This window comes from Cypionkella sp. (genome assembly GCF_034376685.1).
Classification (GTDB): Bacteria; Pseudomonadota; Alphaproteobacteria; order Rhodobacterales; family Rhodobacteraceae; genus Cypionkella.
Map to the genome: position 1 here is coordinate 26119 of NZ_JAXMJJ010000076.1, position 15791 is coordinate 41909.

The 15791-nt window shown below is 58.9% G+C and carries 17 protein-coding genes; 13 read left to right on the forward strand and 4 right to left on the reverse strand.

Annotated features, from left to right (window positions below; all coding sequences use genetic code 11):
- Positions 1-23: 23 nt before the first annotated feature.
- Positions 24-1016: a P1 family peptidase gene (locus U1A24_RS14345; RefSeq protein ID WP_322322657.1), complete on the reverse strand. Its 993-nt coding sequence runs from the start codon at positions 1014-1016 to the stop codon at positions 24-26.
- 67 nt (positions 1017-1083) lie between these two features.
- Here U1A24_RS14345 and U1A24_RS14350 point away from each other — a divergent pair, with 67 nt between their 5' ends.
- A complete protein-coding gene (locus tag U1A24_RS14350) occupies positions 1084-1785 on the forward strand; it encodes an SDR family oxidoreductase (protein ID WP_322322658.1) in 702 nt (233 codons plus the stop codon).
- A 44-nt stretch (positions 1786-1829) separates the two neighbouring features.
- Positions 1830-2309, forward strand: coding sequence for an REP-associated tyrosine transposase (locus U1A24_RS14355; protein WP_322322659.1), 480 nt, complete (start codon positions 1830-1832; stop codon positions 2307-2309).
- Positions 2310-2375: 66 nt separating this feature from the next.
- Here the strand turns inward: U1A24_RS14355 and U1A24_RS14360 are convergent, their stop codons facing one another.
- Complete coding sequence (locus U1A24_RS14360) at positions 2376-2675, reverse strand: zf-TFIIB domain-containing protein (protein WP_322322660.1); 300 nt, start codon at positions 2673-2675, stop codon at positions 2376-2378.
- Positions 2676-2806: 131 nt separating this feature from the next.
- On the opposite strand from U1A24_RS14360, the gene yghU reads away from it, so the two are divergent.
- Both yghU and U1A24_RS14370 read left to right on the forward strand, forming a co-directional pair.
- Positions 2807-3658 (forward strand): glutathione-dependent disulfide-bond oxidoreductase, encoded by an 852-nt coding sequence (gene yghU, locus U1A24_RS14365; protein WP_322322661.1) that lies wholly within the window; start codon positions 2807-2809, stop codon positions 3656-3658.
- A gap of 206 nt (positions 3659-3864) precedes the next feature.
- Positions 3865-5070: a M24 family metallopeptidase gene (locus tag U1A24_RS14370; RefSeq protein ID WP_322322672.1), complete on the forward strand. Its 1206-nt coding sequence runs from the start codon at positions 3865-3867 to the stop codon at positions 5068-5070.
- Between the two features lie 51 nt (positions 5071-5121).
- Here the strand turns inward: U1A24_RS14370 and U1A24_RS14375 are convergent, their stop codons facing one another.
- Positions 5122-5562, reverse strand: coding sequence for a GlsB/YeaQ/YmgE family stress response membrane protein (locus U1A24_RS14375; RefSeq protein ID WP_322322662.1), 441 nt, complete (start codon positions 5560-5562; stop codon positions 5122-5124).
- An 81-nt stretch (positions 5563-5643) separates the two neighbouring features.
- Here U1A24_RS14375 and U1A24_RS14380 point away from each other — a divergent pair, with 81 nt between their 5' ends.
- Complete coding sequence (locus U1A24_RS14380; protein ID WP_416136319.1) at positions 5644-6564, forward strand: L,D-transpeptidase; 921 nt, start codon at positions 5644-5646, stop codon at positions 6562-6564.
- Between the two features lie 55 nt (positions 6565-6619).
- Here the strand turns inward: U1A24_RS14380 and U1A24_RS14385 are convergent, their stop codons facing one another.
- Positions 6620-6961: a cupin domain-containing protein gene (locus U1A24_RS14385; RefSeq protein WP_322322663.1), complete on the reverse strand. Its 342-nt coding sequence runs from the start codon at positions 6959-6961 to the stop codon at positions 6620-6622.
- Between the two features lie 149 nt (positions 6962-7110).
- Here U1A24_RS14385 and panB point away from each other — a divergent pair, with 149 nt between their 5' ends.
- The 8 genes from panB (at position 7111) to U1A24_RS14425 (ending at position 15669) form a co-directional block, all read left to right on the forward strand.
- Positions 7111-7944, forward strand: a complete 834-nt coding sequence (gene panB / locus U1A24_RS14390; protein ID WP_322322664.1) for a 3-methyl-2-oxobutanoate hydroxymethyltransferase — start codon at positions 7111-7113, stop codon at positions 7942-7944.
- The gene (gene panC, locus U1A24_RS14395) at positions 7941-8780 is read left to right on the forward strand and encodes a pantoate--beta-alanine ligase (protein ID WP_322322665.1); all 840 of its coding nucleotides are present in this window, start codon (positions 7941-7943) and stop codon (positions 8778-8780) included. Before panB ends, panC begins: the two co-directional genes overlap by 4 nt.
- Positions 8781-9159: 379 nt before the next feature.
- Positions 9160-10230 (forward strand): hypothetical protein, encoded by a 1071-nt coding sequence (locus U1A24_RS14400; protein WP_322322666.1) that lies wholly within the window; start codon positions 9160-9162, stop codon positions 10228-10230.
- A 3-nt stretch (positions 10231-10233) separates the two neighbouring features.
- Entirely contained in the window at positions 10234-11367 is a 1134-nt protein-coding gene (locus U1A24_RS14405; protein ID WP_322322667.1) for a hypothetical protein, read from the forward strand.
- A 40-nt stretch (positions 11368-11407) separates the two neighbouring features.
- On the forward strand, positions 11408-13339 hold the full coding sequence (locus U1A24_RS14410; protein WP_322322668.1) for an ATP-binding protein: 1932 nt from the start codon (positions 11408-11410) through the stop codon (positions 13337-13339).
- Positions 13340-13342: 3 nt separating this feature from the next.
- Positions 13343-14719, forward strand: a complete 1377-nt coding sequence (locus U1A24_RS14415) for a DUF6638 family protein (RefSeq protein ID WP_322322669.1) — start codon at positions 13343-13345, stop codon at positions 14717-14719.
- Positions 14716-14982 (forward strand): hypothetical protein, encoded by a 267-nt coding sequence (locus U1A24_RS14420; RefSeq protein ID WP_322322670.1) that lies wholly within the window; start codon positions 14716-14718, stop codon positions 14980-14982. The genes U1A24_RS14415 and U1A24_RS14420 overlap by 4 nt, the downstream gene beginning before the upstream one ends.
- 12 nt (positions 14983-14994) lie before the next feature.
- On the forward strand, positions 14995-15669 hold the full coding sequence (locus U1A24_RS14425) for a DUF1523 family protein (RefSeq protein ID WP_322322671.1): 675 nt from the start codon (positions 14995-14997) through the stop codon (positions 15667-15669).
- Positions 15670-15791: the final 122 nt, after the last annotated feature.

Sequence of the window (15791 nt, forward strand, 5' to 3'; positions counted from 1 at the left end):
CAGGGCGGTGTAAGCTTAGTCCCTTAGCCGCCGTGGCGCTGGCGGTAGCAGGGCTGCAAATCGCCCGGCATCGGGTTTGCCTCATAAATCGCGCGGGCGATGGCGCGGGCAACGCAGATCGCCGCGGCATGGCCGATCTGGAATGTGTCGGTCAGCGGATCAGTCAACGGTTTTTCCCCTGTGGCGGCGGCAAAGATCAGATCACCGTCCAGCGGCGTATGCGAGGGGACGATGGCGCGCGCCATGCCGTCATGTGCGGCAGTGGCCATGCGCTGCGCCTGCGCTTGGGTCAGCGCGGCATCGGTCGCGACGATGGCGATGGTGGTGGCCTCTCCCATCCGTTTGCGCGGCAGCGGAGCATCCGTTGTCGCGCGCTGTGGGCTGACGCCAAGGCCACCGAATTCGCGGTCATGCTCCCACGCGGCGGCCCAGAAATGCGCGCTATCATTCACCGTCACTGAACCCAGCGCGTTCACCGCCACCAAGGCCCCGACCGTCAGACCCGAAGGCAAGATCAGCGAAGCCGAGCCAAGACCGCCTTTCCAATAGCCCGTCGCGGCACCAAACCCTGCGCCTGTGCTGCCCAAGGCGAAACCTTCGCTTGTGGCCAGATAGGCCTGTTGGCCCAGATCGTAATAGGGGTTTCGTGCCCAGATCTTGTCACCACCGTTCAACAGATCAAACAGGATCGCCCCCGGAACGATTGGCACGCGCTGATCGCCCACCGCAAAGCCGCGGCCCTGCGCGCGCAAAGCATCCGCCACGCCAGAGCAAGCATCCAGCCCGAAGGCAGATCCCCCCGAAAGCACAAGCGCATCAACCTCTTGCACCAGTTTGTCGGGGGCAAGCAGATCGGTTTCCCGCGTGCCGGGTGCACCGCCCATGATGTGCAGGGCCGCTGTAAACGGGCGATCTGCCGTCAGCACCGTACACCCAGAGCGCAGGCGTGCATCCTGCGCCTGTCCCACGCGCAGGCCCGACACATCGGTGATCAGGTTCTTCGGTCCAGCGTGCATTTGAAATCCGGGTGGTGTTTGGCATGGGGGCGTGTCAGCTTCCAGCAAAGCACAGATGGAGGCAGAAATGCAAAAGGTTGCGGTGATCACGGCAGGCGGCTCTGGTATGGGGGCAGCGGCTGCGCGGCGGTTGGCAGCGGACGGATTTGCGGTGGCGATCCTGTCCTCGTCCGGTAAGGGCGAGGCTTTGGCGACCGAATTGGGCGGCGTTGGTGTGACCGGGTCGAACCAGAACAATGACGATGTGCAGCGCGTGGTGGATGCGGCGATGGCGAAGTTTGGCCGGATTGACGTGCTGGTGAATTCGGCGGGGCACGGGCCGCGTGCCGCGTTGCTGGACATCACGGATGAGGGCTGGCATCAGGGGATCGACATCTACTTCCTGTCGGCTATTCGCCCGATCCGCGCCGTGACACCGATTTTTGAAGCCCAAGGCACGGGTGGGTCGATCATCAACATCACCACCTTTGCCACGTTTGAACCCGATCCGGCCTTTCCGACTTCGGGGGTGGCACGGGCAGGTTTAGCAGCGTTTACAAAGCTTTATGCCGACAAATACGCAGCTCAAGGCATTCGCATCAACAACCTCTTACCCGGGTTCATCAACTCATTGCCCGAGAAAGAAGAGTTCCGCGCGCGGATTCCGATGGGGCGCTATGGCCGGGTTGAGGAAATCGCCGGAACCGTCAGTTTTTTGGCATCGGATGCGGCGGGCTATATCACTGGGCAGAATTTGCGGGTGGATGGCGGGATCACGCGCTCGGTTTAATGGCGGTAACGCCCTGTTAACCTGTGGCGTGGCAGGCTGTGACGATGTCATATCCGATTCCCATCCGTCCTCTTGCCAGCCGCGCCCATTATTTCACCGTTGCGCTGAACCGCGCCGGGGATGATCTGTTGGTGCTTGAAATCGAACGCCTGCGCCAAGCGGTGCGGGTTACGCGGGCTGATGCCCCGTTTGATATCCTGGCTTGGGTGGTGTTGCCTGATCATCTGCACACGATCTGGAAGCTGCCCACCGGCGACGACGATGCGCAGGGCCGCTGGCGGCGGATCAAGGCGCGGTTTTCAGCCAGCCTGCCGCGCAGCGCATACCGGCCCCAGTTTCGCAATTCAGGGCAGGGTGTCTGGCAGCGCGGCATCTGGCATCATCCCATCACCGACGCCGATGATATGGCTCTGCATCTGCGCAGTTGCCAGATGGACCCAGTGCGGCATGGTTTGGTCGATGTACCAGAAGCTTGGCCATACTCATCGTTCAGCAAGTCAACTGCCCGTCAGCGCGCGGGTTAGGTAATGGCACGCGATGGACGGCCCCGCCGCCCCGACGTGGGGCCAAAGCGGCAGAGCCTGACGTGGTCAGAAATCAAACAGATCGCCCAGAAAGCTTTCGCGGCGGCGTTTCTTGCCGTGATAGCGATCATCGTCGTCATCATAGCGGCGGCGCGGCTCGTCGCGTTGCGCTTGGCGGCTGGGTTCGGGCTGATAAACCGGGGCTGCCTCACGCGGGGCGGCGGCAGGGGCAGCGGCGGCGCGCTCGATAATCTTGTCCAACTCACCTCGATCCAGCCAAACGCCGCGACATTTCGGGCAATAATCAATCTCGACGCCGCTGCGGTCGGCCATCACCAAAGTCTCACCATCGACAGGGCACTGCATGCCATTCTCCTTAATTGTGCGCTTATGAGATGGGGGCTGTGGGTTCTTAAACAAGCACATGCGCTTGTCCCGTGGCGGAATTATGCTTACCTCTGGCATCTGTGGGTAAGCCGCCCGAAAAGGATTTGCCGATGTCGACCACACCATATGTTCCGCCGAAAGTCTGGACCTGGGATGCCGCCAATGGTGGCCAGTTCGCCAATATCAATCGCCCCATCGCGGGGCCTACGCACGAAAAAGAGCTGCCGCGCGGCAAGCATGGGTTCCAGCTTTATTCGCTGGCCACGCCAAACGGTCAGAAAGTCTCGATCATGTTCGAAGAGCTTTTGGCCGCAGGCCATGCCGCTGAATATGACGCCTGGCTGATCAACATCGGCAAGGGCGATCAGTTTGGCTCGGGCTTTGTCGGGGTGAACCCGAACTCGAAGATCCCGGCCCTTTTGGATCTGACCGGCCCGGAGCCTTTGCGCTTGTTTGAGTCCGGTTCAATGCTGGTGCATCTGGCCGATAAGTTCGGTGCCTTCCTGCCCGCCAGTGGCCCTGAGCGGGTTGAAACGTTGAACTGGCTGTTCTGGCAGATGGGATCGGCCCCCTTCGTCGGCGGGGGCTTTGGCCACTTCTTCGCCTATGCGCCGGAAAAGTTTGAATATCCGATCAACCGCTATGCGATGGAGACCAAACGGCAGCTCGACGTTCTGGATCGCCGTTTGGCTGAGGTGCCCTACATCGCAGGGGCAGAGTATTCTATTGCCGATATGGCGATTTGGCCGTGGTATGGCAGCATGGTTTTGGGGCGCAGCTACGCTAATTCTGCAGAGTTTCTGGACGTCGGGATCTACAAAAATCTCAAGCGCTGGGCGGATATGATCGAAGCTCGGCCTGCGGTCAAACGTGGGCGGATCGTCAACAAGAATTGGGGCGACGAGGCGGAGCAGGTGCCAGAGCGGCACGGTCCCGAGGATTTTGCAGGCAAAGCTGTCTGACCGGAAATCGTGCACGGAATTCGCGCGAATTCCGCAGGCTTGCCAAGCGGGCCTGCGGCATTTACTCTGAAATCAAGCCGTGGCGATGGCGTCGCCACAGGGGAATCCCCCATAGCTTGCAGGGCAACCTGCTTTCGTCCTGCACGCCGGGACCTTTCGGGGTTCCGGGGCGCATGAGGCTCGGACCCCAAGCATGAGGTCTGATGATGACGACACGTCCAGAACAGTATCGTTTCCACCAAGGCGACCGGATTCTTCCCTTCGCCGCCGATGAATATGACGCGCGCCTTGCCGGTCTGCGCGACTTGATGGAGGTGCATGGGGTAGAGGCCTGCGTGTTCACCTCAATGCACAACATCGCTTACTACTCGGGCTTTCTGTATTGCTCATTCGGGCGGCCTTATGGCTTGGTGGTGACGCCCAGCCAAAGCGTGACGATCTCGGCGGGCATCGACGCGGGCCAGCCGTGGCGGCGCAGTCATGGCGACAACATCACCTACACCGATTGGCAGCGGGACAATTACTGGCGCGCGATTCTATCGGTGACGGGTGAGGGCCGGGTGATTGGCTGCGAAGCTGATCATTTGACGCTGCTGCAATCGGATAAGTTGAACCATTTCCTGAAGCCGAAGCGTGGCGTTGATATCGCGCGCGGCACGATGGAGCAGCGGATGATGAAATCCCAAGCCGAGCTGGATCTGATCCGGCATGGCGCGGGCGTGGCCGATGTCGGTGGTTTTGCAATTCGCGAAGCTGTGAAAGAAGGCGCGCGTGAGATCGACATTGCGATGGCGGGCCGAGACGCGATGGAGCTGGAAATCGCCAAGCGCTTCCCTAACGCCGAATACCGCGACACCTGGGTGTGGTTTCAGTCGGGGATCAACACCGATGGCGCGCACAACCCGGTGACCAGTCGCAAGTTGGGGCGCGGCGATATTCTTAGCCTGAACACCTTTCCGATGATCTCGGGCTACTACACCGCGCTTGAGCGCACCATGTTCGTCAAAGAAGTTGATGCTGCCAGCCTGCGGATATGGGAAATTAACGTGGCGGCGCATGAATTGGGTATGAGCCTGCTGAAACCCGGCGCTTCTTGCGCGGAGGTGACGGCCAAGCTGAACACCTTCTTTGAGGAGCATCAGGTGCTGCAATACCGCACCTTTGGCTACGGCCATTCGTTCGGCGTGCTCAGTCATTACTATGGCCGTGAGGCCGGGCTGGAGTTGCGCGAGGATATCGACACGGTGCTGGAGCCGGGCATGGTGATCAGCATGGAACCGATGCTCACGATTCCCGATGGCCAACCCGGCGCGGGCGGCTACCGCGAGCATGACATCTTGTTCATCACCGAAGACGGCAACGAGGATATCACCAAATATCCCTATGGCCCGGCGTTCAACGTGGTGGGGTGAAGCAAAGGGCCGGGGGAAAACCCCGGCCCTGTTTCCTCAATGCGCCAAAGCTCAGGCGCGTTTGACCAGCTTGATCAGGAACAACAAGATCACAGCACCAATGGTCGCGTGTACGATTGCGGCAAGAATGCCGCCGCCAAAGCCAAGACCGATGCGGGGCAGGATTGCCCCGGCGATGAAAGCGCCGACAATGCCGATCACGATATTGCCCAGCAGGCCGTATCCAAAGCCAGAAACGATCTGCCCTGCAAGCCAACCAGCGATCGCACCGATCAGCAGGATGATCAGAATACTTTCAATTCCCATGTTTTTTCCCTCGTTTTTGCGCCGCAAAACGCGACGTTGCGTTGAAGATAACGCAGAGCTCACAAAAACGTTCCCGAATTCTTGCGCGTTTTTGGCACGCCGGACAGAGGCGCAAAATCGGAATCCAGATGCATGGCACAAAGAATCACCCTGTATCGGCGGAATCCACACCTTTTCGATTTCCAAGCATTTTGCAGGGCTTGACGGAACGCAAACCGCAGGTTCTAGGTGAAAGGATAATTGTCCTCACAGCCGAGTCTCTGCCCCGTGAACAGCTCCATTCTTCGCCTGCTTGGCGTGTTGTCCCTCACTGTCCTTGCCGCTTGCGGTACTCCGACAACCCAGAACACGACGCCCAAGGTCGTGCCGGGCTATGAAGGGGTTGAGGATGAAGGTTTCTATATAGAGCCTGTGGACGCCGAACTTCTGTCGGCAGATCGCGCCCGTGCTGAGGTGGATTATACCGCCGATGATGCTCCGGGCACGATTGTCGTCGATACCTTCGCGCGCAAGCTGTATCTGGTGCAAGAGAACGGTCGGGCGATGCGTTATGCCATCGCGGTTGGGCGTGAGGGCCTGACGTTCCGTGGTTCGGGCGTGATCGGGCGCAAGGCAAAATGGCCATCCTGGCAGCCTACGGCGAATATGATCCGTACGCGGCCTGATCTTTATGCTGAATATGCGGGCGGCCGGGCTGGTGGCTTGGACAATCCGCTCGGCGCGCGGGCGCTTTATCTGTATCGCGGCGGTCGTGACTCGATGTTCCGTATTCACGGCACGATCCAGAACGAGACCATTGGTCACGCTACCTCGGCAGGTTGCATCCGCTTGTTCAACCAGGATGCGATGGACCTGTATGAGCGTGTCGACCTCGGCACGCGGGTGAAAGTGCGCTCGCTGGAAGAAAGCCTCGCGATTGAGGGTCCCTATATGGATGATGCCTGGGGACGTGCTGTGCCGGAAACGCCGGAGAACATCGCGAGAAAACCGCAGGATGAGCAGATGATGGTTGAACAGGAAGCCGCGAAAGCCGCAGCCGAAGCCAAGCAAGCCGAACTTGATGCGAAAGACGCGGCGAAGGCAGAGAAGAAGCGTCTGTCGGCGTGCAAGCGCAAGGGCATTGATGAAGCAGATTGCCCGCCGCTGCCTGAGTTTGCGTCGGCGGATGGCGCGACAAGCAACGGCTAAGCGTCAATCACATGAAGAACAAACAGGCCCTGCGGAAACGCGGGGCCTGTTTGTTTTAGCCTTTGATCACATAATCTTTCAGCGTCGTTTCGACCACTTGCCAGGTGCCGGAAAAGCCGGGGCGGATGATGTAGCTGTCGCCCCCCTTCAACACGGTCGTGGCACCATCGGCATCGGTCAGCACGGAGTGGCCGGAATGGATATAGACATATTCCCATTCGACATAGTTGATCCGCCAAGTGCCGGGGGTGGATTGCCACAGCCCGCAGTAAAGACCGTCGCGGTCTTCGATATTCCAGGTGGTATGGACCGGATCACCCGCGACAATGCGGGATGGATCTGGGCGGCTGATTTCTGGCTGAATGCCCTCACGGGTGACGCGTGCGATGTTTGACATAGGTGCCTCGAAGTTTCTGCCCGCGCATAGCGCCTGCGGATCGCGGCAAGGTCAAGCGGGTTTGCCGCTGCAATGCAGCGTAATAATCTTGCTGTCGCCCGTGGCTTGTGCCCATATGTTTGGCACAACGTCATCGCGGAGCCGATCAGATGAGTGCAACCTCCCCCATCCGCGCGGTGCTGCCGCCCGATATTCGCGCCCGCAAAGGCCAGTCGCCCTTGGTTGTGCTGACGGCTTACACCACGCCCGTGGCGCGATTGGTCGATGCGCATTGTGATATGGCGTTGATTGGCGATTCCGTCGGAATGGTGCTGCATGGCATGCCAAGCACCATTGGCGTCACCATGGAGATGATGATTCTGCATGGTCGCTCGGTTGTGCGCGGGTTGCAAAAGGCGATGGCGGTGATTGATATGCCGTTTGGCAGCTATGAGGAAAGCCCGCAGCAAGCCTATCGCAATGCCGCCCGACTGATGGCGGAAACTGGTGCGCCCTGCGTCAAGCTTGAGGGAGGCGCGCATATGGCAGAGACTATCGCCTTCTTGACCAAGCGCGGCGTCCCGGTGATGGCACATATTGGTCTGACGCCGCAGTCGGTGAACACCTTGGGCGGCTACAAGGTCGTGGGTCGCGACGGCGAAGCCAATCTGGTGATGGAGGACGCGCAGGCGGTTGAAGCCGCGGGCGCATTCTCGGTGGTGTTGGAAAAGGTGCCGATGGGGCTTGCGGCGCGGATCACCCAGCGGCTGAGCATCCCGACGATTGGCATTGGTGCCGGGGCTGCCTGCGACGGGCAAGTGCTGGTGGTCGATGATATGCTGGGGTTCTTCACCGAGTTCCGCCCGAAATTTGTCAAACGCTACGCCGATCTCGGGGCTTTGGCGTCCGATGCGATTGCCGACTATGCTGCTGAAGTACGGGCGCGGACCTTCCCCAGCGATGAACACTCCTTTGTCGATGTGTTGAAGGGTAAGCAGCCTTGACGCAGATCATACGGACGGTCTCTGATCTGCGCATCTTGGTGCGGGCGTGGAAAGCCGCCGGGCAGGTGGTGGGTGTCGTGCCGACAATGGGCGCTTTGCACGAGGGGCATCTTAGTCTCGCCCGTGCGGCGAAAGCGGAATGCGAGCGGGTGATCGTGACGATTTTCGTCAATCCCAAGCAGTTCAATAACCCTGATGATCTGGCAAAATATCCCCGTACCGAAGAAGCGGATGCCGCGCTGTTGCGGACGGTTGGAGCGGATGTGATCTTTGCGCCGGACCCAGAAGAGGTTTATCCCGACGGCTTCACTTCAACAGTTTCGGTTGGTGGTGTGTCCGAACCTTTGGAGGGCCGGATGCGTCCGGGGCATTTTGACGGCGTCGCGACCGTGGTCACAAAACTTTTCGGCATGACAATGGCCGATAGGGGCTATTTCGGCCAGAAGGATTGGCAGCAGTTACAGGTCGTGCTGCGGCTGGTGCGCGACTTGAACTTGCCCATCACTATCGTCGGTTGCGAGACCATTCGTGAGGCGGATGGGCTTGCCATGTCATCGCGCAATAACCGCCTGACGCCGCAGGGCCGAGCGATTGCGGGCGTGCTATTTGCCGCGATCTCTGCCGCAGCAGAGGATATCCGTGCTGGGCAGTCTGACCGTATGGCGATCCGCGAAGCGGCGGAAAAGCTGAGGGATGCCGGGTTTGAGCGGGTCGAATATATCGAACTGCGCGATGCTCAGACTTTGATGCCGTCGGATGACATGCGACGATCCCGTCGCATGTTGGCCGCCGCTTGGCTGGACGGCGTGCGGCTGATTGATAACATTCCGGTTTAGCGGCAAGCGCGGGATGGTTGTGGCAATGTCGAACTAAGCCGGGAGCAGCGCCAAGGCATCCCCTTGGCGCTGTCTTCCCTGTCCTGCATGCCGATCCATGCCGGGCGCGCCTTACCGCCTCCAACCCCTGCCTCCAGATGTTGCAGATCCAGCGATATTGCTGCCCCGGCGGATTCAGGGTCGGAATACGGATCAGATCTTGCGTCAGGCTAATAACCTCTTGGCGACGGGCCGTGACTGCGGCAAGGATGGCATGATCGGTCATCGGGGCAGAGTGTCGCGCACCTTGCGCGGAGCAATGCGAATTTTCCCGGCCGAAGTGATGTAACTAGACTTAACATGCCTATATCATGGCACGACATTCATAACGGAGGGTTCGATGGCCAATTTCGACGCGCAGATCAAGGAAAGCCAAGCACAGGTTGCTGCGGCGCAGGCGAAGATTTCCGCGATCACCGGGCGGATCGAAGAGGCCCGCGCTGAGCTGGATGCAGGCACCTCGATTGATATCGAAAACGCCTCGCTGGAGGATGTGCACAAACACACCGACCTGATGAACGCCAACATCGCCGAGCTGATCATGGGTCTGGATGACGTCACGGCAGGTTTCTCCAAAGACTTCAACGAGATGCGCTCGAAAACCGGGATGGAAAGCTTCATTGGCATGTTTTCCAGCGCCAAATCGGAGTCGATGCGGCAAGAGCGGATGCGGACGGCCTCGATTGACAGCAAGTTGCAGGATTTGATCTCGAAGTCGGATATCATCGTGCGGCTGTTGCAGGGTCAGTTGGATATGCTGAACGCGCAAAAGGCCACAGTTGAAACCAACCTTGGCGGCACGTTGACCGAGCGGGAAGCGACCGTTGCGGCGCTGGAAGCCGTGCGCGCGGAAGTGGCCGGGATGGATCCGAAGATCATCGAGCTGGAGAATAAAATCTCGGTCGAACAAGACGCCAGCGCACGCACCAAGTTGGAGACCGAGCTTGCCACCCTGAACGGGCGCTACAACGCCTTGGTACAGGACGAGCAGGTGCAACTGGCAAAAAGCCAGACGTTGGAGCGGTATATCGAGAAAGGTAAAACCTGGGTCGATAGTTTGACCAATCAGGCCGCCACACAGTTGGTTTTGATCAACAAGCTGCAAACGGATACCAAGCAGCGCGTGGTTCTGTACGATGCTTTGACCGCCAGCCTGAAGACCGCGCAGCAGCAAGATGTTGCCCACCGCATCAACGAAATCGGCGTGAAAACCGACCAGGAAGCGCAGGTGGCGATGGCCGCAATTGGTGCCGCCACCAATCAGAAAATGGCCGACATGCTGGAAGCCCACGAGGGCCATATGGTCTTTGCGCGCGAAGTGCTGGAGCAGAAGGCCAAAGCCGATGAACGCTTTGCCCGCCGCTTTGCCAAGATCGTCGAGAAGCACGACAAGAACGCGTATGGGGAATAACCTGTGGCCGACACGGTCAAAGATCAGCTCACCAACGACCACCAAGAGCTTTACGACACGCTCACCGCGCGGCGCTATTTTGCCAAGTTTGAGCGGATCACCCGCCACCTGATCCGTGTGGCGGGCGAGGTTGAGGCCGAAGGGCGTCTGACCCGCACCGAGGCACGCATTTTGGGGCGCTATCTCGCGGCGCTGACCGGCACTTTCGAGGCGCTGAACTACAAATACTTGATGACCGGGCGGGCTGACGGCTCGGCGCGGCTGACTTTTGATCGCCACGACTCGGGCTTTCCGGTGGCGCAAGAGCTGATGATGATGGCGCTGGATGCTGCGCAGGTGCAAAAACACTTGGGCGGCATGGCTTCGGAAACCGAGCTGAAAGACCGCATGGTGCGGCAGATCGTGCGTGATCTGACCGTGCCGATCCAGTTGCAGTTCGCGCTTTCGCAACGGCTTTATTACGAGGCCCTCGCCACCGGCGGCGTCTTCTGGCCGCGCAACGATCCTGATTGTCAGTGGATCGAGGATGTCCGGCGCAATGGGGCCGAGCGGAAGCACTTTCTGCTGCATTGGGCGGTCTATGACACCCAAGCCAATCTGCCCGTCGTCTACCTGATGGATGTGGAAGACAGTGGTAAAAAACCGCTGCCAAATGATGATCGCCGTTGGCCGATGGCGCAGGCGCATCTGATGGCGCAATCTGGCTTGGGGCTGAAATTGGTAACCATCGCACAGGGCTTCGATAAGGACTTCAGCGGCTTGCACCCGAAACGCCTGCGTCGCATTACGCTGGGCCCGATGCACAGCCATGATTTCACTCTGCAATCTGGCCCGATTGCGCAGGTGCTGGCCGATGCTAACGCGCCCGACGGCGACGATTGGGCCCTGGTCTGGACGGTGGAAGACCTGATTTCCGACCGCGAGGAAGAGGTCAAGGACGGCTGGTTCTCCAGCGCCGAGCGGCAGGTGTTCAAGCTGGACCCGATTGCCAGTGACAGCGGTGCAAGCAAGATCGACCGCATGGTGATCCTGCCCGAGCGCCCCTATCAGGTGCTGGCCGATCTCAACCCGCCAGGCTTTCGCGATCTGCGCAAATTCGTGGTGGGCGCGGGCGACCGTATTCTGCCGGTGCGGTAGGCATGGGTAAGTGTTTGATTGAACAAGGATTGGAGACAACATGACCGGCGCGCGCGATACGATGGAACTGCGGGAAGAAACGATCCGCGCACAGTATGATCCCGCACTGGCCATGCTGACCGGTTTCGATCACGCGCCCCGTCTTGCGAAAGCGGCGGTGGCTGAGACCAGGCCCGAACGATCCCCCGGCATCGGCACCCGGCCGATGTTCCGCTCCACCACTCCTGGGATGGTGACCCGCAGCACCGCCCGCCCGGGTGGTGTGCGGCTGATGGAACGTGTCGAGACGCTGGGCGATGGTTTGGTCTCACCGGTGCAGGCGCAGGCACTGCACAGCCTGCGACGCGGCCTGGCTATTGCACTGGCGATGGCAGAAACCTTTGCCGCGCAATCTGGGTTGGCCGAGTTGAAGAAGGCCAATCTTGAGGGCCGTCTGCCGGAAGGTAAGCGCACCGAGTTCACCGAATTGCTGGCCGCCGAAGCGCTGGCCACGCTTTATACATTTGCCAACGCTACGGCATTTTTACTCGCCCCCTCAATGGGTTCGACGACGGTTGAAGTTGGCGCGGTGGAAGAGATCCTGACCGACAATGCTCCATTGGCCCTGCAGGGTGCTCTGTGGGAGTTGGATCAGGACATTGCGCTTCTCGCCAGCGATGAACCACGACTGATCGCTGTGATCGGCGCGTTTTGCGAGGCCCTCATGCAACGCGTGGCGCTGCGGGCCGAGGCGGCCCCGCGTTTACAGTCCTTCATTTCGGGGTCCTGGCGGGTCGAAGCCGATGGTTTGTCTATTGCCGGATTCAAGCCCGCGCGCGCGGCCAAAGGTGGCGCGTTGACCATGCAATTCAAGAAGCCATCCGAGGTGGTCGGCAACCACATTGCAAAATACCAAAGCCTGCGCTTGGCGAAAATGCTGATGGCCTATGACTTTGAGCGTAAACTCAATCCCTTTGCAGAATTGGGTGGCTTTATCTTTACCTTTATGGGCGATGGCAAACCCGGCACCGGTAAAACCACACTGATCCAGATGATGGCCGGACTTTTGAACGATTACTGCAAAGTGGCGGGCTATCCGTTTCGCTATCAAAACTTCTCGATTGACCAGATCGACTCGTATCAAGGAAAGTCCGGGCAGAATGCCAAAGCTTTCATTGATAATGTGCTCGATCCCGGCGCAATTGGCTTTGGCACCATTGACGATATTGACCAAGTGGCGGGAAAACGCGGCGATCGGCAATCTTCAGCGGGCCAGCAAGAGGTGACGGCGGTGTTTATGGGCGCCTTTGCCGGGGCCAATACGGTGGTGCGCGGCAATTGCACGTTTGGCATGTTCTCCAACTATCCTGAAAACGTCGACGATGCCCTGCGCCAGCGGGCGGGTGCGCGCTTTTTGGTCGATGGCCCGCAAAGCCGTGAGGATTACATTGATATCCTCTCCCTGCTTTTGGGCAAAAACCACGCGATTCCAGTCGGCTCGCATGATCTGTTTGCCGCTCAAGAGATCAAGCGTGCCGTGGCCGCCAGTTTCGAGGGCCATTCAAAACCGCATGAAGATGGCCTGCTGAAAGTGTGGGAGAAGGTTCAGGCTGATCTGGGCGCTCTGGATACGCTTGCAAAGCTTGGCGCCTATCTGAAGGCAATTCAGCAAGCAGATGAGCGCTTTACCGGGCGCGCGATCAAGAACATCACCGATGCCGTCAAGGTGCGGGCGATGGATTTTGAATTGCCGGATGCGTGGATGGAGAACCCCGACCTGTTCCTATTCAAACCCTATGACGAAAAACTGGCGATGATTAAGGGGCTGACGACCCCGATCACTGTCGAGATGGTGATTCAGGAAATCAACCGCTATGCCGATAGCGAATTCCGCTATGCCGATAAATCCGATGAAGTGGCAATTGACGGCATGGTGCGCGATTTCAAACGACAAGAAGAAGCAAAACGACGGTATTTGGAGGGAAAGGCGTAAACTATGAAGCGCCTTATCGAAAAAGGTCTGATGTTTGGCAACCTGATTGAAGTTTCTTCGCCGCAGCTGGTCGAACGCTATAATCGTGCGCTGAAACATCTGACAGGCAAGCAAACAACTCTGACAGATTTTCACATTGATATTTCGGGCTATTCCCCCGAGATTGGCGATGAGTTGGACGATGATTTTTATCTGAATCCCAACGGCTGCAATCGGCAATTCATCTTGCTGACCACCAGTCAAAAATCCGCCCCGCTGCTGCATATGAAATTCTCCACCTCGCGCGGGATTTTGCAGCAGTTCATCGAGACCAACGAGTCACAGCTTTTCGCGCTTACGGCACGGGATGCGGTGGCAGGAGAATTGCAGAACTCGGTCTATGAGGTCGCGAACCCGGCGAAACTGTTGGAAATCCGTCAGATCACTGTCGAAGCTGATACGATTGGTGGCCATGTGGCGGATGCCAACAAACTCGCCAAACTGATCGACCGTTTCCGGCAAGAACCCGATGGTTGGCGCGATGATGTGCTGATGGCCGAGATGATCGAACTGGCGAAAAAGACCGGCGATGTGACACGGGTGCCGATCAACCTGCCTGCGATGACCTTCCAGCAGCCAAGCTTCTGGACCAGCCATTTCGGGGGGCTCTATGTGTTTCGCGGGGTGAAATTTCCCGGCGTGATCAGCACGCTGCCACGGCAAAGCCTTGGAAACATGTCAATTTCTCCGATCTTTGATCTGAGCCAGCGCAATGAGATCGCGGAGTGGCTGGAGCGCAACGGCCTTGTCGAACCCATCGTGCAGGCGCGTGGAATGGATGCGGCTGGCGTGCTGCGACAGAAGATGGACTTCGTTTTGGTCGATGCCGCCGAGGCACTTAACCTTGAAATCGGCGATGCGCGGCGCACGGATTTGCGCAAGATTGCCTATCGGCTAGGTGATGCTTTGCCCGAAGAATTCCTAGGCCTCGCACAACTTTTGCGCTGGGTGGAAGGTGCCGGGGACTGGCCGCGCATTACGTCCGAGCATCGAGCGTATTTCTATACCCTGCGCGCCTCAGCCGGGCCGGAGCGAGACTTGGTTAACATGCTGCTGTCGGAACTGGCCCCGATGGATGTGCGGCAGATGTTCATTGTGCACAAGGAACTGTTCTACGGCCAATATGCGAAGTGGTCAGAGCGCAAGCGCCAGTATGTCGCTGACTTTCTGGAACGCGAGTATAAAGTCGATGCGCAGGGTGCGCGTGAGGCTCTGTTTGGGCCAGAACCATCGATGGACAATCGGCACCGCCCCGAACCCAAGCCCGCCCGCGATCTGGCGGCGGCTGTTGGGCCTTGGGGGGCGGTCACACGGGGTGCAAGTTTGGGAGAGCGGCGATGATTGGCATTCTGCGGGCGGCTGTGCTGGGATTCGTCCTGTTATCCGTGGTTTACGTGATCGTTTCGATCTATTCCCGCTCGGTGCGCCGCGAGAAACTGGAAAAGAAATTCGACGCTGGGGGTATCGAGGGCACCCGCGATGCCTATATCGAGTCAGGGATGCAGGCCTATAACAAGAGCCTGCGGCGTCGGCTGATCTGGTTGGTGTATATCATTCCGGCGGTGGGCGTCAGCGCTACTGTCTATTTTGTTAACTATCAGTAAGGGGCGATCAGAATGTGGACCTATGTGAAATGGAGCTTCCGGATTCTGGTTGTGCTTCTGGTTGGCGGCTTTCTGCACTACACGCTGCCGCAGCATGATATCGTCAGGATTACAAACACTTACAACCGTCTGACCACGGTGGGAGCGGAAAATTCCTGGGCCTATGCGTCGCCCGATGTCGGCACCGGCGAGAACACGGTGACACGGGATATTCGTTTCATTGAGGCGGCTTTCCCGGATGGCGATGTGATTGTTTACCGCAATGAGGATACAGGTTGGATCTGGCCGCCCTATTTCAAATACGACAGCTCCAACCTGCAAGCCGAGTCCGGCAACCTGAAATCGGCGGCAGCCACGCCGCAGTGGGTATCGGTGACGCATTACGGTTGGCGGTTGGCGTGGCTGTCGATCTATCCGAACGCGGTTGCGGTGAAAGAAGTCGCGGGGCCAGATACACAAATTATCCCCTATGTGAACATCATCGTGCTGCTGGCGCTGGCATTCGGTGTGTTCATGCTGCGCCGGATGTGGTTGCAGTTTTGGGAGCGGATGGTGGAGCCTGCCGTAGCCGAAGTCGGTGAGACTTGGGACGGAGTCGAGGCGCAAGCGGGTGCCGCGAAGGCGCGGGCAAGCGGCTTTTTGGGACGGATTGGCGCGTGGTTTGCGACCTGGCGCAAGAAGCGCTAGAAATCTGGGTAATGCGCTGATTTTGTAGGGAAAAGACCGTAGAAAGGCATGCTTTTCCGTACACGTCTCTGGAAACAGAGGTGCTCAGGCGGGGCGATGAACGCCCCGCCTGACTGAGTTTA